The organism is Actinacidiphila glaucinigra (genome assembly GCF_900188405.1).
Classification (GTDB): Bacteria; Actinomycetota; Actinomycetes; order Streptomycetales; family Streptomycetaceae; genus Actinacidiphila; species Actinacidiphila glaucinigra.
The window spans coordinates 77,322-100,471 of the sequence record NZ_FZOF01000010.1 but is presented as its reverse complement, the minus strand read 5'-3'; the positions used below and the strand labels follow the sequence as shown (position 1 = coordinate 100,471).

Annotated in this window: 18 protein-coding genes; 11 read left to right on the top strand and 7 right to left on the bottom strand. The window is 72.5% G+C overall.

What is annotated here, in order from left to right; genetic code table 11:
- Nucleotides 1–113: 113 nt before the first annotated feature.
- From CHF15_RS21780 to CHF15_RS21750, 7 genes are all read right to left on the bottom strand, one after another.
- Complete coding sequence (locus tag CHF15_RS21780) at nucleotides 114–1,358, bottom strand: cytochrome P450 family protein (RefSeq protein ID WP_089225523.1); 1,245 nt, start codon at nucleotides 1,356–1,358, stop codon at nucleotides 114–116.
- On the bottom strand, nucleotides 1,358–2,611 hold the full coding sequence (locus CHF15_RS21775; RefSeq protein WP_089225522.1) for a cytochrome P450: 1,254 nt from the start codon (nucleotides 2,609–2,611) through the stop codon (nucleotides 1,358–1,360). The genes CHF15_RS21780 and CHF15_RS21775 overlap by 1 nt, the downstream gene beginning before the upstream one ends.
- Nucleotides 2,608–3,252: a GTP-binding protein gene (locus tag CHF15_RS21770; RefSeq protein ID WP_089225521.1), complete on the bottom strand. Its 645-nt coding sequence runs from the start codon at nucleotides 3,250–3,252 to the stop codon at nucleotides 2,608–2,610. Before CHF15_RS21770 ends, CHF15_RS21775 begins: the two co-directional genes overlap by 4 nt.
- Nucleotides 3,233–3,592 (bottom strand): DUF742 domain-containing protein, encoded by a 360-nt coding sequence (locus tag CHF15_RS21765; RefSeq protein WP_018557864.1) that lies wholly within the window; start codon nucleotides 3,590–3,592, stop codon nucleotides 3,233–3,235. Before CHF15_RS21765 ends, CHF15_RS21770 begins: the two co-directional genes overlap by 20 nt.
- Nucleotides 3,589–4,032 (bottom strand): roadblock/LC7 domain-containing protein, encoded by a 444-nt coding sequence (locus tag CHF15_RS21760; protein ID WP_018557865.1) that lies wholly within the window; start codon nucleotides 4,030–4,032, stop codon nucleotides 3,589–3,591. Before CHF15_RS21760 ends, CHF15_RS21765 begins: the two co-directional genes overlap by 4 nt.
- A complete protein-coding gene (locus CHF15_RS21755; protein WP_089225520.1) occupies nucleotides 4,029–5,576 on the bottom strand; it encodes a sensor histidine kinase in 1,548 nt (515 codons plus the stop codon). The genes CHF15_RS21760 and CHF15_RS21755 overlap by 4 nt, the downstream gene beginning before the upstream one ends.
- 461 nt (nucleotides 5,577–6,037) lie before the next feature.
- Nucleotides 6,038–7,285: a YbfB/YjiJ family MFS transporter gene (locus CHF15_RS21750; protein WP_245938955.1), complete on the bottom strand. Its 1,248-nt coding sequence runs from the start codon at nucleotides 7,283–7,285 to the stop codon at nucleotides 6,038–6,040.
- Nucleotides 7,286–7,431: 146 nt separating this feature from the next.
- Here CHF15_RS21750 and CHF15_RS21745 point away from each other — a divergent pair, with 146 nt between their 5' ends.
- From CHF15_RS21745 to CHF15_RS21695, 11 genes are all read left to right on the top strand, one after another.
- Nucleotides 7,432–8,028 (top strand): TetR/AcrR family transcriptional regulator, encoded by a 597-nt coding sequence (locus CHF15_RS21745; RefSeq protein ID WP_089225518.1) that lies wholly within the window; start codon nucleotides 7,432–7,434, stop codon nucleotides 8,026–8,028.
- Nucleotides 8,029–8,053: 25 nt separating this feature from the next.
- On the top strand, nucleotides 8,054–9,019 hold the full coding sequence (locus CHF15_RS21740) for a phosphotransferase family protein (RefSeq protein WP_089225517.1): 966 nt from the start codon (nucleotides 8,054–8,056) through the stop codon (nucleotides 9,017–9,019).
- Between the two features lie 197 nt (nucleotides 9,020–9,216).
- The gene (locus tag CHF15_RS21735; protein ID WP_089225516.1) at nucleotides 9,217–12,132 is read left to right on the top strand and encodes a M4 family metallopeptidase; all 2,916 of its coding nucleotides are present in this window, start codon (nucleotides 9,217–9,219) and stop codon (nucleotides 12,130–12,132) included.
- Between the two features lie 128 nt (nucleotides 12,133–12,260).
- Entirely contained in the window at nucleotides 12,261–13,280 is a 1,020-nt protein-coding gene (locus CHF15_RS21730; protein ID WP_089225515.1) for a helix-turn-helix transcriptional regulator, read from the top strand.
- A 113-nt stretch (nucleotides 13,281–13,393) separates the two neighbouring features.
- Nucleotides 13,394–14,899, top strand: a complete 1,506-nt coding sequence (locus CHF15_RS21725; RefSeq protein WP_089225514.1) for an aldehyde dehydrogenase family protein — start codon at nucleotides 13,394–13,396, stop codon at nucleotides 14,897–14,899.
- 383 nt (nucleotides 14,900–15,282) lie between these two features.
- A complete protein-coding gene (gene kdpF / locus CHF15_RS21720; protein ID WP_018559386.1) occupies nucleotides 15,283–15,372 on the top strand; it encodes a K(+)-transporting ATPase subunit F in 90 nt (29 codons plus the stop codon).
- A complete protein-coding gene (gene kdpA / locus CHF15_RS21715; protein WP_089225513.1) occupies nucleotides 15,372–17,036 on the top strand; it encodes a potassium-transporting ATPase subunit KdpA in 1,665 nt (554 codons plus the stop codon). Before kdpF ends, kdpA begins: the two co-directional genes overlap by 1 nt.
- A complete protein-coding gene (gene kdpB, locus CHF15_RS21710; protein ID WP_089225512.1) occupies nucleotides 17,036–19,153 on the top strand; it encodes a potassium-transporting ATPase subunit KdpB in 2,118 nt (705 codons plus the stop codon). The genes kdpA and kdpB overlap by 1 nt, the downstream gene beginning before the upstream one ends.
- 19 nt (nucleotides 19,154–19,172) lie before the next feature.
- The gene (gene kdpC / locus CHF15_RS21705; protein ID WP_089225511.1) at nucleotides 19,173–19,796 is read left to right on the top strand and encodes a potassium-transporting ATPase subunit KdpC; all 624 of its coding nucleotides are present in this window, start codon (nucleotides 19,173–19,175) and stop codon (nucleotides 19,794–19,796) included.
- 100 nt (nucleotides 19,797–19,896) lie between these two features.
- Nucleotides 19,897–22,461 (top strand): sensor histidine kinase, encoded by a 2,565-nt coding sequence (locus CHF15_RS21700; protein WP_089225510.1) that lies wholly within the window; start codon nucleotides 19,897–19,899, stop codon nucleotides 22,459–22,461.
- Entirely contained in the window at nucleotides 22,458–23,141 is a 684-nt protein-coding gene (locus CHF15_RS21695) for a response regulator (RefSeq protein ID WP_089225509.1), read from the top strand. Before CHF15_RS21700 ends, CHF15_RS21695 begins: the two co-directional genes overlap by 4 nt.
- Nucleotides 23,142–23,150 lie beyond the last annotated feature (9 nt).

Genomic DNA, 23,150 nt, shown 5'->3' with positions numbered 1-23,150 from the left:
CCCGGCGTGCCGGGCGGGGCCGTCCCGCGGTCGTCGTCACGGGGCCGGACGGGACCGGCACCGCCCCGCACCGGCACGAGCGGCGCGGGGAGGTGCCGGACACCGACGGTAGGTCAGTGGACGGTGACCGGCAGCTCGTAGAGGTCGTTCTGGGTGACCACGGGCTTGTTGCGCAGCTTCGCCGCCGGGACCGCCAGGTCGAGCTTCGGGAAGCGCTCGAACAGGGCGGGCAGCGCCACCGAGGCCTCCAGCCGGGACAGCGCGGCGCCCGGGCACACGTGGGGGCCGTGGCCGAAGGCGATGTGCCGGATGGGGTGGTCGCGGGTGATGTCGAAGACGCCGGCGCTCGGGCCGTGCTGCTTCTCGTCGCCGCCGATCGCCGCGTAGGAGACGATCAGCGCCTCGCCCTTGGCGATCACCTTGTCGCCCACGGGGACGTCCTCGGTGGCGAAGCGGATCAGCACGTGCGAGGTGGGCGTGGAGTGGCGCAGGGTCTCCTCCACCACCGACTCCCAGCTCGCCTTGCCCTCCCGCACCAGCGCGAGCTGGTCGGGGTGGGTGAGCAGGTTCACGACCGCGTTCACGATGAGGGAGATGGTGGTCTCGTGCCCCGCGGCGATCATGAGCTGCAGGGTGCTCTGGATCTCCTCGTCGGTGAGGTGGTCACCGTCCTCGGAGGCCGCGATGAGAGCGCTGGTGAGGTCGTCGCCGGGCTCGGCGCGCCGGTCGGCGACGGTCTTGGCCATGAGGGCCGCGAGCTCGCCGAGGGTGGCGAGGACCTCCGCGGGCGGGGTCTGGGTGGAGAAGAACTTCTCGAACAGCACCTTCAGCCGCGGCAGGTGGGCCTCGTCGATGCCCATCAGCTCCTGTACGACGTACATCGGCAGCGGGTAGGCGAAGGTGGCCTTGAGGTCGAGTACGTCGCCCTCGCGCGCCGCCTCCTCGACACGCTCCAGGAGACCGGCCGTCAGCTCCTCGATCCGGGCCCGCATCTGCTCCACGCGGCGCGGGGTCAGCGCCTGGGCGACCAGGGCACGCATGCGGCGGTGGTCGGCGCCGTCGACGGTGAGCATGGAGCGGCCGGGGTTGGCCAGGCCGATCAGCGCCCAGTCGGCGGGTATCTCACCGCGGGTGAAGGCGTCCCAGTGGGCGATGTCCTTCACCAGCCGCGGGTCGGTCAGCAGCGCGCGGGCCTCGGCGTGGTGCGTCACGGCCCACACCGGCACCCCGCCGGGGAGCTCGACCGCGGCCAGCGGGCCCGCCTCACGCAGCGCGGTGCTCTCGGCGACGAGGTCGCCCACCAGCGGGTCCAGCACGATCGGGGAGGCCGCGTGGTGGCCGGTGACCGGGCATTCCATCAGAGTTCTCCTAGCACGGGGGTGGGTGTGAAGCGCACGGGGAGCTTGGTCATGCCCCGCAGCCACGGGGACGGACGGCGCACCAGATCGGCGGGGTCGACCGCCAGTTCGATGTCGGGCAGCCGGTCCAGCAGCACCTCGATGCCGGTGCGGGCGATGGCCTCGGCGATCTCCTGGGCCGGGAACGGGCAGCGGTGCTCGCCGTGCCCGAAGGAGAACCAGGCGTTGTTGCCGTTGGTGGAGGCACCGGCCTCCAGGTGCACCTGGGGGTCTGCGTTGGCCGCGGCGAAGCCGAGGATGAGCAGGTCGCCGGAGGCGATCTGGCGCCCGCCGAGCCGGGTGTCGCGGCTGGCCCACCGCCCGGCGATGTTCTGGCTGGGGGTGTCCTCCCACAGGACCTCGTTCATGGCCTGCCCGACGCTGTGCCGGCCGCCGGTGAACGAGGCGGCGAAGCGGTCGTCGGTGAGCATCAGCCTGAGCGAGTTGCCGATCCAGTCCGCGGTGGGCTGGTGCCCGGCCACGGTCATCACCATCAGGTCCTGCACGATCTCCTCGTCGGAGAAGTCGTACCGGTCGGCGAGCATCCGCGAGACGACGTCCGCGCCCGGCTGCTCCTTCTTCGCCTCGAGCAGTTCGGTCATCGCGGTGTAGACGTGCGTCTGGCCGGCGATGGCGTCCGGGCCGCCGTCGACCAGGTCCTTGACCGCCTTCACCAGGAGGGGGCCCTGCTCCTCGGGGAAGCCGTACAGCCTGGCGAGCACGCGGACCGGGAGCAGCATCGCGAACTCGTCGAGGATGTCCGCCGTACCGCCGCCGCAGAAGGTGTCGACGAGCGCGTCGGCGTAGCGCTCGGCGTAGCGGCGCAGTTCGACCGCGTCGATGGCCTCCATGGCGTTGCCCATCATCGCGGCGCGCTGCCGGTGGCGTTCGCCCACGGTGTAGAGGATCGAGGGCTGCTTGCGCCCGATCATGGGCAGCAGCGGCCAGTCGTCGGGGATGCGGTCCCACTGGTTCCACAGGTCCGAGTCGCGGCTGAAGAGCACGGGGTCGCCGGTGACGTGCAGGAGTTCCCGGTAGCCCAGCACGAGCCAGGCCGGAATGCCTCCGTCGAGCGTCACGGGGGCCAGGGCGCCGTGGTCGCGCCGCAGTTCCCGGTAGAGAGCGGCGGGTTCGACGTGGAATCGCGGACCGCTGAACGGCACCGCCCCGGCGAACGGGTCGGTGCCGGCGGCCGCGGTGGGCTGGCTGGTCACGGGGCGGTCATCTCCCGGGCGCGCGGGTGGGCGGCGGACAGGGTCTGCAGGTGCTGGACGAGGGTGATCAGGACGTCCTTGGAGGACTGCCGGGACCGCGCGTCGCAGTCCACCAGCGGCACCCCGTCCGCCAGCGACAGGGCGTCGCGGACCTGCTCCTCGGAGTGCTTGGGTCCGCCGAAGTCGTTGCGGGCCACCACGAACGGGGTGCCGTGGTGCTCCAGGCGGTCGATGGCGTACCAGGAGTCGTCCAGGCGGCGGGTGTCGACGAGCACCACCGCGCCGAGCGTGCCGGAGAACAGCCGGTCCCACAGGAACCAGAACCGCTCCTGCCCGGGCGCGCCGAACAGATAGAGCACGGTCCGCGCGTTGACGCTGATCCGGCCGAAGTCGAAGGCCACGGTGGTGGAGGACTTGGTCCCCACACCGGCGAGGTCGTCGACTGCGGCACCGGCCTGCGTCATGGTCTCCTCGGTGTTCAGCGGGCGGATCTCGCTGACCGAGCGCACCATGGTCGTCTTCCCGACGCCGAACCCGCCGGTGATGACGATCTTCAGCCCGTTGTCGGCGCTCGCGTCGAGCGGTGCCCGGGGCCCCGGCGGGCCGGGAACGAGGCCGGGGTCAGAGGTTGCGTAGTCCAACGAGCACCTGCTCCAGGATCTCGGGGTCCGGAAGTTGAGCCGCCGTCCGGACGGTACGGGGGTGCCGGGCGCTGATGCGGCCGGTGTCCAGCAGGTCGCACAGGAGCACCTGGGTGATGCCGACCGGCAGTCCCAGGTCGGCGGCGAGCTCGACGACGGCGGTGGGCCGGCGGCAGATCCGCAGGATCGCCGCGTGCTCGGACTGCATCCCCGGGACCGGATCGCACTCGGCGACCACCAGGGTCACCAGGTCGAACGCGTCGGACACGGGCCGGCTGCGACCCGACGTCAGGGTGTACAGCCGGTCCGGATCCTCCTCCCGGCCCGGGCGGGGTGTCATGCGCCGTCGCCGTCCTCACCGGGCACCTCGCGCGGGGGCGCGCTCAGGTGCTCGCCGAGCTGCTCGACCAGCTCGTGCATGTTGTGGCCGATCAGGCCGACCTCGGCGTCGTCGTCGGCGACGACCGCGAGGTGGGCGCCGTCGCCGGCCTCGACGATGAACAGGATCCCGCCGTAGAACTCGGCCATGGCCTGCCGTACGCCGCCGCTGCCGTCGCCGAACTCGATGGACGCGCCCTGGGACAGGCTCTGGATGCCGGCGGAGATCGCCGCGAGCTGGTCGGCCTGGTCGACCGAGAGCTCGGGGGTGCGGCACAGCTTGAGCCCGTCCCGGGACAGGACCAGGGCGTGGCGGGCGCCCGGGGTGCGCTCCAGCAGGTTCTCCAGCAGCCAGTTGAGCCGCTCGTCCGTACTGGTGTGGCCGGTGGCCGGTGCGGTCATCGCGCGTCGCTTTCTGGGGATGGGGCCGTCGCGTTGTGCTCGTCGCGGTCCGCGCCGGGCGCGGATGCGGGGGACTCGTGGTCGGGGGCGGGTGCGGGTGCGGCGGGGGTGGTGCCGTGCACCGCGCTGCGGAAGGTACTGAACCGCGCGGCCCGTTCGGCCGCCGTGCCGTGGCCGGCCGAGCCCGCACTCGGGCGTGCGGCGGGCCGGTCGTGGCCGGGCCCGTCGTGGCCGGCGGCGGACAGCGTCTGGCCGCGGCGGCGCTTGGGCAGGCCGCTCTCACCCAGCTCCGGCGCCGTGTGCCGGGCCTCCTCGTCCGGGTCGGGCGTCTCGGCGGGGGCCGGGACGGACGGGGCGGTGGCCGGGACCTCCGGGGGCAGGAGGGGCTCGGCGTCGGGACCGGCGTCCATGCCGGGGCGCGGGACGGTGAGCAGTTCCTGCGGGATCATCATGACCGCGCCGGTGCCGCCGCGGGCCGAGGGCCGGAAGGAGATGGTCAGGCCGTGCTTGAGGGCCAGTCGGCCGACGACCGTCAGGCCGAGCCTGGTCCCGGACAGGCCGGTCAGGTCCCCGGACCCGGCGGCGACGGCGCTCTGCGCACGGCGCAGCGCGACCTCGCCCATGACCAGGCCGCTGTCCTCGACGGTGATGACCGAGCCCGCGGGCACCTCCTCCACGTACACGTGGACCTCGGCGGTGGGCGGGGAGAAGTTGGCCGCGTTGTCCATGAGTTCGGCCAGCGCGTGCATGACACCCTCGGCGGCGTGGCCGACGACGGCGACCTCGCTGGTGGAGTGGAGCCGCACGCGCTGGTAGCCGGCGATGCGCCCCATGGCGCCGCGCAGGATCGACTCCATACGGATCGGCTTGGCCCACCGGCGTCCGGACCGGGCCCCGGTCAGCACGGCGATGCTGTCGGCGAGGCGGCCGGCCTGCGCGGTGCGGTGGTCCAGGTGCAGCAGGTCGTGCAGCACGGCCGGGTCGGTGTGGCGGTGCTCCATCTGCCGCAGGTCGGCCAGCATGCCGGTGGCCAGTGCCTGCATGCGCCCGGCGGCGTTGGCTCCGACGGCCATCGCCGCGGCGCGGCGCGACTCGCTGCTGCCCACGCGGTCGGCGATCAGGGCCAGCATGCGCCGCTGAGGGCCGGTCAGCGGCTCCCGTACGGCGGTGAGCACGCGGTCGACGGTCTCGCCGGCGGTGATCCGGCGGACGGCGGCGGGCAGCAGCTCATCGGCGAAACGTTCCGCCTCGGCCCGCAGGGCGTCGAGCTGCCCGGCCAGCCGCCGTGCCCGCCAGCGCTCCTGCGCCGCCACGGCCACGGCCACGACCAGGGCGAGGATCCCCGCGGCCGCGCCGGCCGCGGCGGGTGCCCGCAGCGACCCGGGAGCGGCGACGATCAGCCACACGGCCACCGGAATGGTCACCACCAGTGGTGCCGCCAGGGCCCGCGCCAGGTACGCGAGCGGAGCACGCTGCTCACGCGGCCGTGCCGGGATGCGCAGGCGCCCGGTCCGCGGGCGCGGTAGCGCGGTCTGCGCTGTCATCGATCAGGACCTCGGGACCGTCTGGACGGATGGGATGGGCGGAGCGGGAATCCGGCAAAAACGGGCACCACCACGCACACGAATCCCGGACGGGCTCCGTGTTCGCGGGGAACTCGCGGTCACTATATGCGAGTTGCCGAGGCTGTTGATCAATGCGCCGACGACATTCCTCGGCTGGTGGGGACATGTGGAGCAAACGCGGCGCGCGGCGGTCGCGATGCCGGGGAACCGCCGCTTCCGCTCCCCCGCGGCGCCACCGGAGGCACGTCCGTGGCCGGCCCATCTTGGCAGCGCCACTGACCATGTCTTTTGCCGTCCCGTCAGGGCCCGGGCGGCACTCCCGGGAAGGGGAGGCCGCACGGCCGGCGCACCGGCGGACGGCTCCGGCCCGGCGGCCGGCGGGGAACGCCGGCGGTCTGTCCACTCTGCGACATGTCGCAACCCCGCCACTCCCCGGCGCCCTATTCCCGCACGGACGCGCCCCGGACCCCGGCGACGTGGTACGCGGCTTCCTCCTCCGCGGCCACGGGCACACGGGCGAACCGCGCGGCCACACCGACGACCAGCGCCAGGCCGAGGGCCGCTGCGCCGATGAGGAACAGCGTGCGGTGGTCCTGGCCGCTGCGGGCGAAGACATAGGAGTAGAGGTAGGCGGAGAGGGCCAGCGACAGCGCACCGGCGACGGTCGCCCTGCCCCATGCCGCCGACTGCGCCTCGGGACGCCGCCCCACGAGTTCGTGGACGCGGCCCAGCACGACCGGCACGACACCGGGCGGGAAGGACCCGATGACGACGCTCAGCACCGCGATCTCGGGCAGGCTGTGCGCCGTGGCGAGCGCGGCGAGGGCCCCCGCCTGCACCAGGGTGATCAGCAGCAGGGCCCTGGCGAAGCCGAGGCGGTCGCCGAGCAGGCCGTAGAGGGTGGGGCCGACGAGGGCGCCGAGCCCGTACAGGATCCAGACCGTGGAGCCCGCGGACCCGCGGCCCAGACCCCGGCTGACGAAGTCGGCGAGGAACGCCATGGCCGGGGTGAGCCCCATCGAGATCAGGGCGTACTCCACGAGCAGCAGCCTCAGCCGCGCCGGGCGGACGGGCCTGCCCTGGCCCTCCCCCGGAGCCGAGGGGACCGCGGGTGCGGTGGGCCGGGGCCAGCCGTTCCAGCTCAGCGCGGTGAGGAGGGCGCACAGGACGGCGAGGCCCGTCCAGGTCCGGCTCAGGCCGAGGTGCAGCAGCAAGGGCACCAGCGTGCCCGAGGCGGCGATGCCGACGCCGAGCCCCGCGAAGATCGCGCCGCCCGCCAGCCCGCGCCGCTCCCCCTTCAGATACGGGAGCACCGCGCCGGCCACCCGCACCATGATCACGCCGCCCGCGAGCCCCGAGGCCAGGCGCCAGAAGAAGAACCAGGGCACCGACACGGGAACGCTGCAGGCCAGCAGTGCGAGCGTGGCCAGCGCCATCATCCACCGCAGGGCCCCGCGGTCGCCCAGCCACCGCCCCACCCGCCGGGCGCTCAACGCGCCGGCCAGGTAGCCGGCGAGGTTGGCCGCGCCGAGGTAGGCCACGGCGGACGGCGAGAACCAGTGGGCGTTGATCAGCTCGGGAACCAGGGGCGTGTAGGCGAACCGGGCGAGGCCGATACCGACGAAGCTCGCGCTCGCGCCCGCCGCTATCGCCCGCCACGCGGCGGGTCCCGGTGGTGTGGTGCTCATGTGCTCGTTTCCGCTCTCCGCCCGGTCACGGCCGACCCGGGCGCCGCCCGGTCCGTCCGCCGTCCGGGCCATCTTTGACAACCCCGTCATGTTTGACAGCCTTGCAAACTTTGACGGAGCCGTCAAAGATTGATTACGGTGGGGCCATGGCTGGACGGCGTCAGTTCGATGAGCAGCACACCCTGGGCCGGATCCTGGACGTCTTCTGGGACCAGGGCTACGGAGCGACCTCCATGCAGGACCTGGCGACCGCCACCGGAGTGCAGCGCGGCTCGCTCTACAACGCCTACCGCGACAAGGAGACGCTGTTCCTGCGCGTCTTCCGGGACTACGCGGACGCCTTCGTCGCCGAGGCCGCCGCCACCCTGGACCAGCCGGACGTGCGGCGCGCACTGGAGGACTTCTTCGACTTCACCATCGCCTCCATGACCCGCGGCACCCCCGCCCGCGGCTGCCTGTCGACCAAGACCGCCACCGACACCCAGGCGGACGCCGAACCCATCCGGATCGCGATCCGCGGCATGCTGGACCGGCTCGAGGGCGTCATGGCCGAACGGCTCTCCCGCGAGGACGCGGCCGGGCTGCTCACCGTCCCGCCCATCGAGGCCGCGCGGGTGCTGGTCACCATGACCCGGGGCACCGTGGTCATCGAGCGCGTCTACCAGGACGCGGACCGCCTCCGGGCCACCGCGAGGTCCCTGATCGCGATGGTGCTCGGCGCACGCCGGCAGGCCACCGCCTGACCAACGGGCCCGGTAGGGTGCCCCGATGACCGTATCGGAGGGGAACGAGCCCGGCTGGACGGCCACCCGGGCCTGGGTGCACCGCCACCTGCGCGAGGGGGAACGCGTCGACTCTGCGGAGCGGCTGCGCGGCGGCTGGACCTCGCAGATGCTCCGCCTGCGGGTCTCCGGGCCCGGAGAGGGCCGCCAGTTGGTGCTGCGCTCCTTCGTGAAGCCCTTCTACCTGCGGCACGCGGAGGGCCTGCTGACCCGTGAGGCGCGGATCCTGAAGCTGCTCGGCCCGACCGCCGTCCCCGCCGCCGAGTTCCACGCCGTCGACGCGAGGGCGGAGCACTGCGACCACCCCTCGCTGCTCATGTCCCATCTCCCGGGCGGCGTACGCCTGCAGGACGCGGAGGCCGGGGCACGGGCCTGGCTGCTGGCCCGCCAACTCGTGCGCATCCACGGCCTGTACGTCGGCGAGGAGGACCGGCCCCGCACCTACCAGCCCTGGACGGCGCCCGAGCGCGTCCGGCCGCCCGAGGACACGAGCCGTCCCGACCTGTGGGCCCGCGCGGTGGACGTCATACGCCGCGACCCGCCCGCCCACGAAGGCGGCTTCCTGCACCGCGACTTCCACCCGGGCAACGTCCTGTTCACCGGGCACGGCGGGCACCTGCGCATCAGCGGCGTCGTCGACTGGGTCGAGACCTCCTGGGGCCCCGCCGACCTCGACGTCGCCCACTGCGCCACGGCACTCGCGCTGCTGCACGGGCCCGCGGCCGGGATGCGCTTCGCCGACCTCTACACCGCCGCCGGCGGCCATCTGACCGGATCCCCCCGCGCCCATCTCTACTGGCGGCTCCTGGACGCCCTCGCCTTCGCACCGGACGCGGAGAAGGTGGCCGTCCCCTGGCGCGAACTCGGCCGCCGCGACCTCACCCCGGCGGCGCTCGCGACGCGCCTGGAGGCCTACGTCGCGGCGCTGCTCGCCCGCTACGGCGGCGGCTGACCGAAACAGACTGGCTTCCGGGGCCGGATGCCGTTCCCATCTGTGCAACTGCGCGTACTCCCCCCGGCTTTCGTCTTGTCACCCGGGTGTGATCGCCAGCAGGGTGCAGGGCGAGCCGCGGGCGCGATGGTGCGCCGAGCATCCGATGTCCCACTACCGAGCCCGGGGTCACGCCGGGCTGCCGGAGGCATTCGTCCATGTCAACACGCATACGGCCCAGACCGGTTCACCGCACCGGCCGCACCGGCCTGTCCCTCCTGCTGGCCGCCGCCGTCGCCCTGGGCGTCACCGGTCTGACCGCCCCCGCCCACGCCGCCGACCCCACCACCGGCACCGGGACGGCGGCTCCGACGCCGCAGCCCTCCACCGCCACCCCCGCACTCGTCGACGGCCTCACCGAACCCGCCGACGCCTCCGTACCCGCCGCCACCGCCGCCCGCGCCCACCTGGCCGGCCACCAGGACCGCTACCGCATCCCCGCCCCCGACCGCGACCTGGCCACCGACACCGTCACCACCGACCCCGACGGCACCGAGACCGTCCGCCTCGGCCAGAAGTACCGCGGCATCCCCGTCCTGGGCGCCCAGTACGTCGTCCGCATGACCCACAAGAACGGCAAACGCACCGTCACCGGCACCTCCGGCAGCTACTTCACCGCCCTCGACCTCGACACCACCCGCCCCACCCTCCCCACGCCCACCGCGGTGCAGAACGCGGTGCGGCAGGTGCGGGAGGAGCTGGCGAAGGGCGGTTACCGCCCGTCGCACGCCAAGAGCGCCAAGGACGGGCTGACCGGCACCGACCGCGGGCTGACCGTGCTGCCCACCGGCAAGGGCGTGCTGGCCCGCCACGTCACCGTGCGCGGCACCGACCCGGCCACCGGCGCGCCCGTGGTCCAGGAGGTCTTCGTCGACGCCGCCACCGGCATCGCGGTGTTCGAGTACGGAGGTCTGCCCACCTTCGCCCCGACGGCCTCCGCCGGCGCCGCCGCGCGGCGCAGCGGCACGTCCATGCGCAGCGGTACCTCGATGCGCGGCGGCGCGCCCGCGGCTCCCGCGACCGGTTCGACGGGCGTCACCGGCAGCGGTGTCCTCCTCCACGGCGCCACCGTGCCGCTGAACCTCACCAAGGACGCCGCCACCGGCCAGTACCTGCTGCGCGACTCCGCGCACATGGCCGACAGCAAGAGCCGCAACGTCATCCAGACCTGGGACGCCTCCAGCGTCTGGTACCAGGACGTGTCGGGGCAGTGGCCCGAGAGCGTCGTGCCGTTCGCGATGCCGACCACGAAGGCGCCGCAGGAGATGACCGACAGCGGGGCCGTGGACGCCCACTGGGCGGCCGGGAAGGTCTACGAGTTCTACCGCGGCACCTTCCAGCGGGACAGCCTCGACGGCAAGGGCATGGCCATCAACTCCCTCGTCGGCGTCACGGACTTCGGCTCGCCGTTCGTCAACGCCTTCTGGGACCACACGAAGATGGTCTACGGCACCGGTGACGACGAGTACCGCTCCCTCGCCTCCGACCTGGACGTCGTCGGCCACGAGATGACCCACGGCGTCGTCGAGCACACCGCCGACCTGGTCTACGCCGGCCAGTCCGGCGCCATGAACGAGGCCATCGCCGACTACCTCGGCAACGCCATCGACGTCACCGTGAACCGCACCTCCATGACCGACCCCGAGGCGAGCCTGATCGGCGGCGACCTCTGCCGGACCCGGGCACCGAAGGACTGCGCCTTCCGCGACCTCAACGACGGCGCCACGACGAAGGGCTTCCTCGGGCTGCCCCTCGGCTCCTCGTACGACAACGGCGGCGTGCACGTGAATTCCACGATCTTCAGCGGCGCGCTCTGGGACATCCGCGAGAGCCTGGGCGCCGAACTGGCCGACCAGATCGTGTACAAGGCGCTCACCTCCTACATCACCCCCCTCGACGGCTTCGACGAGGGCCGGGACGCGGTCGTCGCCGCGGCCAAGTCGCTGCACGTCAAGGGCGACCGCATGGCCAAGGTGAAGAAGGCCTTCGACGCCCACGGCATCGTCCCCGGCTGGGAGAAGGACCTCGGCCTGGACAGCGACGTCCTCCTCGGCCGGCTCGGCACCCTGATGTCGTTCGTCGGCACCGGCAACAGCCCCAGCGCGCGCGGCGACTGGTGGGCCGCCCCGAAGTCCAGCGCCGACGGCACCGAGCCGTACGCCGTGTGGACCGGCCGGACCGACGGCAAGGGCAAGCCCCGCCGGATCTCCCCGGTCGACGGGCGCTCGCACCTCAGCCCGGTCACCGACGGCAAGCGTGTGGTGTGGGTCGCGGTCGGCGACGTCCCCGGTGACGACCCCTGGGCCCGCACCTACGACATCCTGTCCGCGCCCGTGGGCGGCGGCCCCGTCAAGACCCTGTTCAGCACCGGTTCGGAGATCAGCGGTCTGAGCGTGGACGGCGACACGGTCGCCTGGTCCCACCGCGACGAGACGACCGGACTGCAGCGGGTCTCCTACCTCACGGGCGGCGCCACCACCCCGCAGCAGGTCCCGCTCGGCCGGGACTACAACCAGGCGGCCGAGCCCGCCGTCAAGGACGGGCGCATCGCCTACATCCACGACGGCATGTTCGACGGCACCTACGGGATCGTCGTGGAGGTCTTCGACACCAGGACCGGCAAGTCCACGGCGCTGGGCACGCCCTCGCAGCCGGAGTGGATCAGCACGCCGGTGATCACCGCGGCCGGTGTGTACTGGTTGATCGACACCGACTACACCGACGACGCCTACACCACCCTGCGCCGGGCGTCGCTCGACGGCTCGACCGTCACCGACGTCATCGCGGAGAACGGCCCGCGCCCCGTCCGGGCGTACGGCCTCACGGCGTCGGACACCGCGGTCACGCTGACCCTGTACTCCTCGTTCTCGCAGGTCTTCGACGACTACAACGACTCGCTCGCCAAGCTCTGGCAGTTCACCCCGCAGGGCGACCCGCTGGGCCGGGTCTCCTGCAGCCACGGCCAGCAGTCCAACGCCGCCGCGGGCACCGGGAACCGGGTCCTGTGGATGGACACCACCACCACGGACACCGACCTGGTGACCCGGGCCCGCCCCGCGGGCACCTGCCGCTGAGCGGCCGCGACACCGCAGCAGCCCGACGGGGGCCCGGACCGGCACACGCCGGACCGGGCCCCCGCCGGCCGTTCCGCGAGGCGTACGATCATGAGCCGGTGCGCGGACGTACAGGGGTGGCAGGCGGCATGGAAGTCTCGTCGGGAGGTCCTTGGGCGGGTACGGGGCTGGATCCCCTGGGCGCACGGGTCCTGGAGTACCTGGTGGGCCACCCCTCGGCGGACGCCGCCGCGGTGGCCGAGGCGGTCGGCACGTCCGCCGGAGGGGCCGAGCGCGCCCTGCGGGCGCTGGAGGACGAACTCCTGGTCATCCGCATCCCCGGCGGGTCCCCGCGCTGGAAGGCCGGCCCGCCGCGTTCCTCGCTGGGCTCGCTGCTCGCCCGCCGCCGGAGCGAACTGGCCCGCACGGAGCTGTTCATGGAGCAGCTCGACGAGCTCTACCGCTCCGCCGCGCACCCCGGCGCGCCCGACCTGGTGGAGGTGCTGGAGCACGGCGACGAGGTGGCAGCCCGCTACGCGCACCTGCTGAAGGGCAGCAGGAGCGAGGTGCTGCACCTGGCGAAACCACCGTATGTGACGGAGACCGCGGACGACTCGGGACACCGGGACCCGGACCGCACCGCCGTCGTCCCCGGAGTGCGGCTGCGGTCGGTGTACGAGGCCGACGGATTCACCGACGAGGTGTCCCTGGAGACCGCGATCCGGGGCACCGCGGTGGGCGGTGAATTCCGCCTCGGCACACGGCTTCCCGTGAAGCTGGCCCTCTTCGACCGGACCGCCGCCCTCCTCCCGCTCCACGGGGACCGCCCCTCGGCGGGCTCGCTGGTGGTGCACTCCCCGGCCCTGATCGAGGTGTGTGTGGCGCTCTTCGAAGGCATCTGGGAACGCGCGACGCCGGTCTCGCTGGAGAGCCGTCAGGACTGGCCCGCTCCGCGCCGCGAGCGTGAGGCGGTCGAGACCGACGAACGGACCCGGGAGATCCTCCACCTCATGGCCACGGGGATGAAGGACGACGCCATCGCCCGGGTGCTCGGCGTGAGCCGCCGGACGGTGCAGAAGCACGTCAGCGAGGCGGGCACCGCCCTCGGCGCCCGGACGCGGTTCCAGATCGCGCTCCTCGCGCGTGAACGCGGCTGGCTGGACGGCTGAGTCAGCCCCTCACGGCCGTGGACGGTTCCTTGGGCTGCGCTATACGCGCTGTTTGCCCTATATAGAACATTCAATCACTGTAAGCAGCACATATTGGTGCAAACCTGGAGTGTATGCGTATTTCGGAGCTGTCGAATCCGTACGGCGCGACCGGCGCACGACCGACCGCGGGCGAGATCGTGGACCGCCCATGGCGCATGCTGATCGGCGGCGCGGCGACCGAAGCGGCCTCGGGCGACACCATGGACGTGATCAACCCCGCGGACGAGACCGTGGTCACCCGGATACCCCTCGGCGGCGCCGCCGACATCGACGCCGCGGTGGAGGCGGCCCTGGCGGCGGCGCCCGCCTGGGCCGCGACCTCCGTCGCGGACCGGGCACGGGCGCTGGTCGCGCTCGCGGAAGCCATCGAGGCCCACGGCGAGGAACTGGCCTGGACCGACACCATCGACAACGGCAGCCCGATCGGGGTCATGCGGGGCGACTTCCGCGCTGCCGTCGCCGAACTGCGCTACTTCGCCGGACTCGCCCTCCAACTGCGCGGCGAGACCATCCCCGTGGCCGACCACGACGCCTTCGACTACACGCTGCGCGACCCCTTCGGTGTCGTCGGGCGGATCGTCCCCTGGAACCACCCCCTGATGTTCGCGGCCGCCCGCATCGCCGCGCCGCTCCTCGCCGGCAACACCGTCGTCCTGAAGCCCGCCGAGGCGACCTCGCTGTCCGCGCTGCGCCTGGGGGAACTGGCCGCCGGCCTCGTCCCGCCCGGCGTGCTGAACATCGTGCCGGGCCTCGGCCCCGACGCGGGCGAACGGCTGGTGACCCACCCCGACGTCCCGCGCATCGCGTTCACCGGCTCGTCCGCCACCGGACGCCGCGTCCAGGCGCGCGCGGCGAGCGCCGCGGTCAAGACCGTCACCCTCGAACTGGGCGGCAAGAACCCGCTGATCGTCTTCGCCGACGCCGACGTGCACGCGGCGGTCGACGGCGCGATGGCGGGCATGAACTTCACCTGGCAGGGCCAGAGCTGCGGATCCACCTCGCGCCTGCTCGTCCACAGCTCGCTGTTCGAGGAAGTGGTGACCGAGGTGGGCAGGCGCATGGACGCCATGCGCCTCGGCGACCCGGCGGATCCCGCCACGGACATCGGCCCCCTGGTCTCCGCAGAGCACTACCGCAAGGTGACCTCCTACATCCGGGCGGGGCTCTCCGACCCCGCCCTCCGCCTCGTCGCGGGCGGCAGCGCCCTGCACCGCCCCGGCTACTACGTCCGGCCCACCCTCTTCTCCGCCCCCGCCGGCCCCTCCGGGCCGCTGTTCCAGGAGGAGATCTTCGGCCCGGTGCTGGTGGCCGCGCCCTTCGAGTCGTACGACCAGGCGATCACCGAGGCCAACGCACTGCCGTACGGCCTGACCGCCAGCGTCTGGACCACCGACCTGCACACCGCCATGGCCGCCGCCCGCGACCTGCGCGCCGGCTACGTGTGGGTCAACGCCAGCTCGGCGCACATCCCCGGGGCCGCCTTCGGCGGGGTGAAGAACTCGGGCGTCGGCCGTGAGGAGGGCATGCAGGAGCTGGAGTCCTACACCCAGCCGAAGAACGTCTACGTGCGGTTCTGACCCCGCTTCCCACTTCACCCCCCCCGCATGACCAGGCCGACCCGCCGCCCACGCACCTGCCCGGAAGCCCGCGACGCGGCCTGACTCCCGCGCCCGGGGGCCGCGCCGCGTGCGCGCCGTCCCATTCCTGCGGGCCCCGTCAAAGTGCCGTCAAGGCGCTCCGGGCCCGCGTCAGGAACCCGCTAACGAACCCCGTCGGGGGTACTGCGGGGCGCTTCGCTACGTACACCGGCTTTTCACCGGGGCCGCGGACCCGACCGGGTGCGCGGCAACGTCCCCATACGACTTCCGGGGTGTCTCCGCATGCCAGATGTGGCCTTCATCGTCCTCACCTTCGCCGTATTCGCCGTGCTCGGCCTCGTGGCCAAGGGGGCGGAGCGGCTGTGAGCGTCGAAAACGCCGTCGGACTCGTCGTCGCCGTGGCCCTGGTCGGTTACCTGGTGCTGGCGCTGATCTACCCGGAGAAGTTCTAGTGAACGACACCCTCGCGGGCTGGCTCCAGATCCTCGCGCTCGTCGGCGCGCTGGCCCTGACCTACCGGCCGCTGGGCGACCACATCGCCCACACCCTCACCTCCGCCAAGCACCTGCGCGTCGAGCGCTTCGCGTACCGGCTCGGCGGGGTCGACGGTGACGCGGACCAGAAGTGGTCGGTCTACCTGCGGAGCGTGCTGGCCTTCTCGGCCGTCTCCGTCCTCTTCCTCTACGCCTTCATGCGGCTGCAGAGCCACCTGCTGCTGTCCATAGGCATGCCCGCCGTGACACCCGGCGTATCCTTCAACACGGCCGCGTCCTTCGTCACCAACACCAACTGGCAGTCCTACTCCGGTGAGTCCACGATGGGCCACCTGGTGCAGATGTCCGGTCTCGCGGTGCAGAACTTCGTGTCGGCGGCCGTCGGCATCGCCGTCGTCGCCGCCCTCATCCGGGGCTTCACCCGCCGCAAGACCGACCGCGTCGGCAACTTCTGGGTGGACCTCACCCGGATCGTCGTGCGGGTCCTGCTCCCGCTGGCCTTCGTCTTCGCGATCGTGCTGGTCGCCGGCGGCGCCGTGCAGAACTTCCACGGCGTGGACTCCATCTCGACGCTCATCGGCGACCACCAGAGCCTGACCGGCGGTCCCGTCGCCTCCCAGGAGGTCATCAAGGAGCTGGGCACCAACGGCGGCGGCTTCTACAACGCCAACTCCGCCCACCCCTTCGAGAACCCCAACGCCTTCACCAACTGGCTGGAGATCTACCTCCTGCTGGTGATCGCCACCTCGCTGCCGCGGACCTTCGGCCGCATGGTCGGCGACAACCGCCAGGGCTACGCGATCATCGCCGTGATGGGCGTCATCTGGGCCGCCTCGGTCGCGATCGTCACCGTCAACGAGCTGCACAGCGTGAGCAGCCAGGCCGGGCACGTGGCGGGCGGCATGATGGAGGGCAAGGAGCAGCGCTTCGGCATCTGGGGCTCGGCCCTGTTCGCCGTGTCCACCACCCTCACCTCCACCGGCGCGGTCAACTCCTTCCACGACTCGTACTCGCCGATCGGCGGCGGGATGACGATCTTCAACATGATGCTCGGCGAGATCGCCCCCGGTGGTACCGGCTCGGGCCTCTACGGCATCCTCATCCTGGCGATCATCGCGGTCTTCGTGGCCGGTCTGATGGTCGGCCGCACCCCGGAGTACCTGGGCAAGAAGCTCGGCGGCCGGGAGATGAAGTTCGCCTCCCTCTACATCCTCACCACCCCGGCGATCGTGCTGGTCGGCGCGGGCCTCGCCATGGCGCTGCCCGGTGAGCGGGCCGGCATGCTCAACACCGGTGCGCACGGCTTCTCCGAGGTGCTGTACGCCTTCACCTCGGCGGCCAACAACAACGGTTCGGCCTTCGCGGGCCTCACCGTCAACACCGACTGGTACAACACCGCGCTCGGCCTGGCCATGCTGTTCGGCCGCTTCCTGCCGATCGTGTTCGTCCTGGCGCTGGCCGGCTCCCTGGCGCGCCAGCAGCCGGTGCCGGCCACGGCGGGCACGCTGCCCACCCACCGGCCGCAGTTCGTCGGCCTGCTGACGGCCGTGATCCTGATCGTCGTCGGCCTCACCTACTTCCCGGCCCTGGCGCTGGGTCCGCTCGCGGAAGGCCTGTCCTGATGTCCCTGACCACCCTCGAACCCCCCGCGTCGCCGGGGGGCGCCCCGACCGAGCCGCAGCAGCCGCACCGGGTCTCCGGCGGCATGCTGGACCCGAAGCAGCTCCTCACCTCGCTGCCGGACGCGGTCAAGAAGCTCGACCCCCGGGTCATGATCAAGAACCCGGTCATGTTCGTGGTCGAGGTCGGCGCGGTCCTGACCACTCTGTCGGCGATCAAGGACCCGAGCGTCTTCGCGTGGGTCATCACCGTGTGGCTGTGGCTGACCGTGGTCTTCGCCAACCTCTCCGAGGCCGTCGCGGAGGGCCGCGGCAAGGCGCAGGCCGAGACCCTGCGGCGGACGAAGACCCACACCGTCGCCCGTCGGCTGACCGACTGGCGGCCGGGGGCGACCTCGCCCCGTGAGGAGGAGGCCGCGGCCTCCGACCTGAGGCTGGGCGACCACGTCGTCGTCGAGGCCGGGCAGATCATCCCGGGTGACGGCGATGTCGTCGAGGGTGTCGCGTCGGTCGACGAGTCGGCGATCACCGGTGAGTCGGCCCCGGTGATCCGGGAGTCCGGTGGTGACCGTTCGGCGGTGACGGGCGGCACGAAGGTGCTGTCGGACCGGATCGTCGTGCGCATCACCTCCAAGCCGGGTGAGACGTTCATCGACCGGATGATCGCGCTGGTGGAGGGCGCGGCCCGGCAGAAGACGCCCAACGAGATCGCGCTGAACATCCTGCTGGCCTCGCTGACCATCGTCTTCCTGCTGGCGGTCGTCACCCTGCAGCCGTTCGCGATCTACGCGGGCGCCGAGCAGAGCATCGTGATCCTCGCCGCGCTCGTCGTCGCGCTCATCCCGACGACCATCGGCGGCCTGCTGTCGGCGATCGGCATCGCCGGCATGGACCGCCTGGTGCAGCGCAACGTGCTCGCGATGTCCGGACGCGCCGTCGAGGCCGCCGGCGACGTCAACACCCTGCTGCTGGACAAGACCGGCACCATCACCTTCGGCAACCGCCAGGCGTCGGAGTTCCTGCCGGTCAAGGGCACGACCGCCGCCGAGCTGGCCAACGCCGCGCAGTTGTCGTCGCTGGCGGACGAGACGCCCGAGGGGCGCTCCGTCGTCGTCCTGGCGAAGGAGAGGTACGGGCTGCGCGAGCGGCACGAAGGCGAGCTCGGCCACGCCGAGTTCGTGCCCTTCACGGCGCAGACCCGGATGTCCGGCGTCGACGTCGACGGCCGCCAGGTCCGCAAGGGCGCCGCGTCCGCGGTGACCGCGTGGGTCGCCGCCAACGGCGGCCGGGCCGACGAGGAGGTGCAGTCGCTGGTCGACCGCATCTCCCAGTCCGGCGGTACGCCGCTCGTCGTGGCCGCCAAGGAGGACGGCACCGCCCGGGTGCTCGGCGTGATCCACCTCAAGGACGTCGTCAAGCACGGCATGCGGGAGCGGTTCGACGAGCTGCGGAGGATGGGCATCCGCACGGTCATGATCACGGGTGACAACCCGCTGACGGCCAAGGCGATCGCCGACGAGGCGGGCGTGGACGACTTCCTCGCGGAAGCCACGCCCGAGGACAAGATGGCGCTGATCAAGCGGGAGCAGGCGGGCGGCAAGCTCGTCGCGATGACCGGCGACGGCACCAACGACGCCCCGGCGCTGGCCCAGGCCGACGTGGGCGTGGCCATGAACACCGGCACCTCGGCCGCCAAGGAGGCCGGGAACATGGTGGACCTGGACTCCGACCCCACCAAGCTGATCGAGATCGTCGAGATCGGCAAGCAGCTGCTCATCACCCGCGGCGCGCTGACCACGTTCTCGATCGCCAACGACGTCGCGAAGTACTTCGCCATCATCCCCGCGATGTTCGCGATCGCCTACCCAGGCCTGGACAAGCTCAACATCATGCAGTTGCACAGCCCGGCGTCGGCGATCACCTCGGCGATCATCTTCAACGCCCTGATCATCGTCGTGCTGATCCCGCTCGCCCTGCGCGGCGTGCGCTACCGGCCGTCATCGGCCTCCTCGCTGCTGACCCGCAACATCTGGGTCTACGGCCTGGGCGGTCTCGTGCTGCCGTTCGCCGGCATCAAGGTGATCGACCTGATCATCCAGTTCATCCCCGGCCTCAGCTGACAGAAGAAGGCGATCCATCATGTTCGGCTCACTGCCCTCAGTGGTGCGCAACCACGTGGCAGCCCTGCGGATGCTGCTGGTGTTCACGGTGCTCCTGGGCATCGCTTACCCGCTGGCGGTCACCGGCGTCGCCCAGGCGGCGTTCTCCGACCAGGCCAACGGCTCCAGGATCACCCAGGACGGCAAGACCGTCGGTTCCAGCCTCATCGGCCAGAGCTTCAACCTCCCCAAGAAGAACCCGGACGACGCCGAGGAAGTCGCCCAGCCGGACCCGAAGTGGTTCCAGCCGCGTCCCGGCGGCTACGACCCGCTCGTCACCGGCGCCTCCAACCTCGGCCCGAACGACGAGGGCCTGGTGAAGACCATCAAGGAGCGCCGGGCCGCGGTCGCCGAGTTCGACGGCGTCGCGCCCGAGGACGTGCCGGTCGACGCCGTCACCGCCTCCGGCTCCGGCCTCGACCCGCACATCTCGCCGGAGTACGCCCGCGAGCAGGTGGAGCGGGTCGCCGAGGCCCGCGGCCTGGACGCCGCCGCCGTGCGCAAGCTGGTGGAGGACCACGTCGAGGGCCGGGTCCTGGGCTTCCTCGGCGCGGAACGGGCCAACGTCGTGGAGCTCAACCACGCCCTCACCGCGATGAAGTGACGTTGCACCACCGTTGTACCGTCCACACCACGCCGCCCGGCGGCGCAGGATCGACCTGCGCCGCCGGGCGGCGTGACACCCGCACAAGGAAGGACTCCCGGTGACGCAGCCAGTCGTCCCGGCCCCGGCCGGCTCCCCCCACGGACGGCCCGGCAGACTCAAGGTCTTCCTCGGGGCGGCCCCCGGAGTCGGCAAGACCTACCGCATGCTCGACGAGGCCCGCCGCCGGGCCGCCCGCGGCACCGATGTGGTCGTGGGATACGTCGAGTGCCACAAGCGGCCGCGTACCGAGGAGATGCTCGACGGCCTCGAGACCGTGCCCCGGGCCGAACGCGACTACCGCGGCACCGCCTTCACCGAGATGGACCTCGACGCCGTCCTCGCCCGCGCACCCCAGGTGGCGCTCGTCGACGAGATGGCCCACACCAACGTTCCCGGCGGACGTCACACCAAGCGCTGGCAGGACATCGAGGTGCTCCTCAAGGCGGGGATCGACGTGATCACCGCCGTCAACATCCAGCACCTGGAGTCGCTCAACGACGTCGTCGAGAAGATCACCGGCGTCCCGCAGCGGGAGACCGTCCCGGACGAGGTCGTGCGCCGCGCCGACCAGATCGAACTGGTCGACATGCCCGCCGAAGCGCTGCGCCGCCGCATGGCGCACGGCAACGTCTACGCCCCGGAGAAGGTCGACGCGGCCCTGTCGAACTACTTCCGCGTCGGCAACCTCACCGCGCTGCGCGAGCTGGCGCTGCTCTGGGTCGCCGGACGCGTGGACGAGGCGCTGCAGAAGTACCGCTCCGAGCACGGCATCGGGCGCGTCTGGGAGACCCGGGAGCGGGTCGTCGTCGCGGTGACCGGCGGCCCGGAGGGCGCGACCCTCATCCGCCGGGCCGCCCGCATCGCAGCCCGGTCCGCCGGCGGTGACCTGCTCGCCGTCCACATCGTCCGCAGCGACGGCCTCGCCGACACCTCACCCGCAGCGCTGGCCAAGCAGCGGGCCCTCGTCGAGAGCCTCGGCGGCACCTTCCACTCGGTCGTCGGCGACCACGTCCCCGACGCGCTCCTGGACTTCGCGCGGGCCGAGAGCGCCACCCAGCTGGTGATGGGCACCAGCCGCCGCGGCCGGCTCGCGCAGTTCCTGACCGGACGCGGCGTCGGCGAGACCATCGTGGAACGCTCCGGCGACATCGACGTCCACATGGTCACCCACGAACGGGCCGGACGTGGCCGCCTCCTGCCTGTGCCCTCCAGCAGCCTGCCCCTGGCCCGCAAGGTGGCAGGGCCCGTCGCCGGGTTCGTCCTGCCCGTGCTGCTCACCGCGGTGCTCGCCAACACCCGCGGGCACCTCAACCTCACCAGCGAGGCGCTGCTCTTCCTGCTGACCGTGGTCGGCGTCGCCTGCATCGGCGGCGTCGCCTCCGCGCTGCTCGCCTCCGTCACGGCGTCCCTGCTGCTGAACTACTACTTCATCCCGCCCATCGGCCGGTTCACCATCGGCGAGACCAACAACGTCCTGGCGCTGGCCGTCTTCGCGCTCGTCGCCGCGACCGTGGCGACGATCGTGGACCGCTCGCTGCGGCTGTCCAGACGCGCCGCCAACGCCACCGCGGAGGCCGAGACGCTGTCCTCCCTCGCCGGGAGCATCCTGCGCGGCGACCAGGCCGTCGAGGCGCTGCTGCACCGCACGCGGGAGGCCTTCGGCATGGAGTCGGCAGAACTCGTGCACCGCTCGGACGGGGGCGCGGCGACGGTGGACGACCCCGCCGAGGGCGGGGTGGCCGTGCCCGTCGGCCCGGACGACGTCCTCGTGCTGCGCGGGCGGCGCCTGGCGGCCTCGGAAAGGCGTGTCCTCATCGCGTTCGCCGGGCACGTGGCCTCCGCGCTCGAACGTGCCAGGCTGGCCGAGGCCGCCGCCGAGGTGGAGCCGGTCAGGGCGGCGGACCGGATGCGGACGGCGCTGCTCGCGGCCGTCAGCCACGACCTGCGCACCCCGCTCGCCGGCGCCTGGGCGGCCGTCAGCTCGCTGCGCAGCCGGGAGGTCGAGTTCTCCGCCGAGGACCAGCAGGAGCTGCTGGCCACCGCGGAGGAGTCACTGGACCGGCTCAACCGCCTGGTGGACAACCTGCTCGACATGAGCCGGCTGCAGGCCGGCGCGCTGAGCCTGGTCCTCGAACCCTCCTCGGTCGCCGAAGTGGCCTCGCTCGCCCTGGACAGCCTGGGGGACAGCCACGTCCCCGTGACCACCCAAGGCCTGGACGCCATACCGGACGCGCTGGCCGACCCACCGCTCCTGGAACGCGTCATCGCCAACCTGGTCACCAACGCGCAGCGGCACGCCCCCGAGGGCACCGCCGTCCTGCTCAGTGCCAGCGCCCTCGGCCCGCGCATCGAGCTGCGCGTCGCGGACCGCGGCCCCGGGCTGCGGCCCGCCGACCGGGAGCGGGTCTTCGAACCCTTCCAGCGGCTGGGCGACACCGACAACACCACCGGCCTCGGGCTCGGGCTCGCCCTCTCCCGCGGGCTGACCGAGGCGATGGGCGGCACCCTCACCCCCGAGGACACCCCCGGCGGAGGTCTCACCATGGTCCTGTCCCTGCCCACCGCCGACGGTCCTGCCGACGTGCCCGCCGCCCCCGTCGGCGGGGAGGAGTCGCTGACATGAGGCGCGTCCTGATCGTCGACGATGAACCGCAGATCCTGAAGGCACTGGACATCGATCTCACGGCACGTCACTACGCCGTCGCCACCGCGCCCGACGGCGCCACCGCACTCCTGCTGGTGTCCCGGCAGCCGCCCGACGCCCTCATCCTCGACCTCGGCCTGCCCGACATGGCGGGCACCGACATCATCCACGGCGTTCGAGCCTGGAGCCCGCTGCCCATCATCGTGGTCTCCGGCCGGACCGGACCGGCCGACAAGATCGAGGCGCTCGACGCGGGAGCCGACGACTTCGTCACCAAACCGTTCTCCATGGACGAACTGGCCGCCCGGCTGCGCGCCGTGCTGCGCCGCCCGCCCGCGCTGGAGGAGCCGGAGACCGTCACCATCGCGGACTACCGGGTCGACCTGGGCGCGTTCACCGTCGAGCGCCGCGCCGGCACGGGCGAGGCCCCGCGGCTCACGCCCACCGAGTGGCGGCTGATCGCCCCGCTGCTGCGCAACCCGGGACGCCTGATCACCGGGCGCCAGCTGCTGCGCGACGTATGGGGCCCCGGCAACGAGAAGCGCACCAACTACCTGCGCGTCTACCTCGCCACCCTGCGGCACAAACTGGAGCCGGACCCCGCCCACCCGCGCCACCTGATCACCGTGCCCGGCATGGGCTACCGCTTCGAGCCCTGAGCCGGCGCA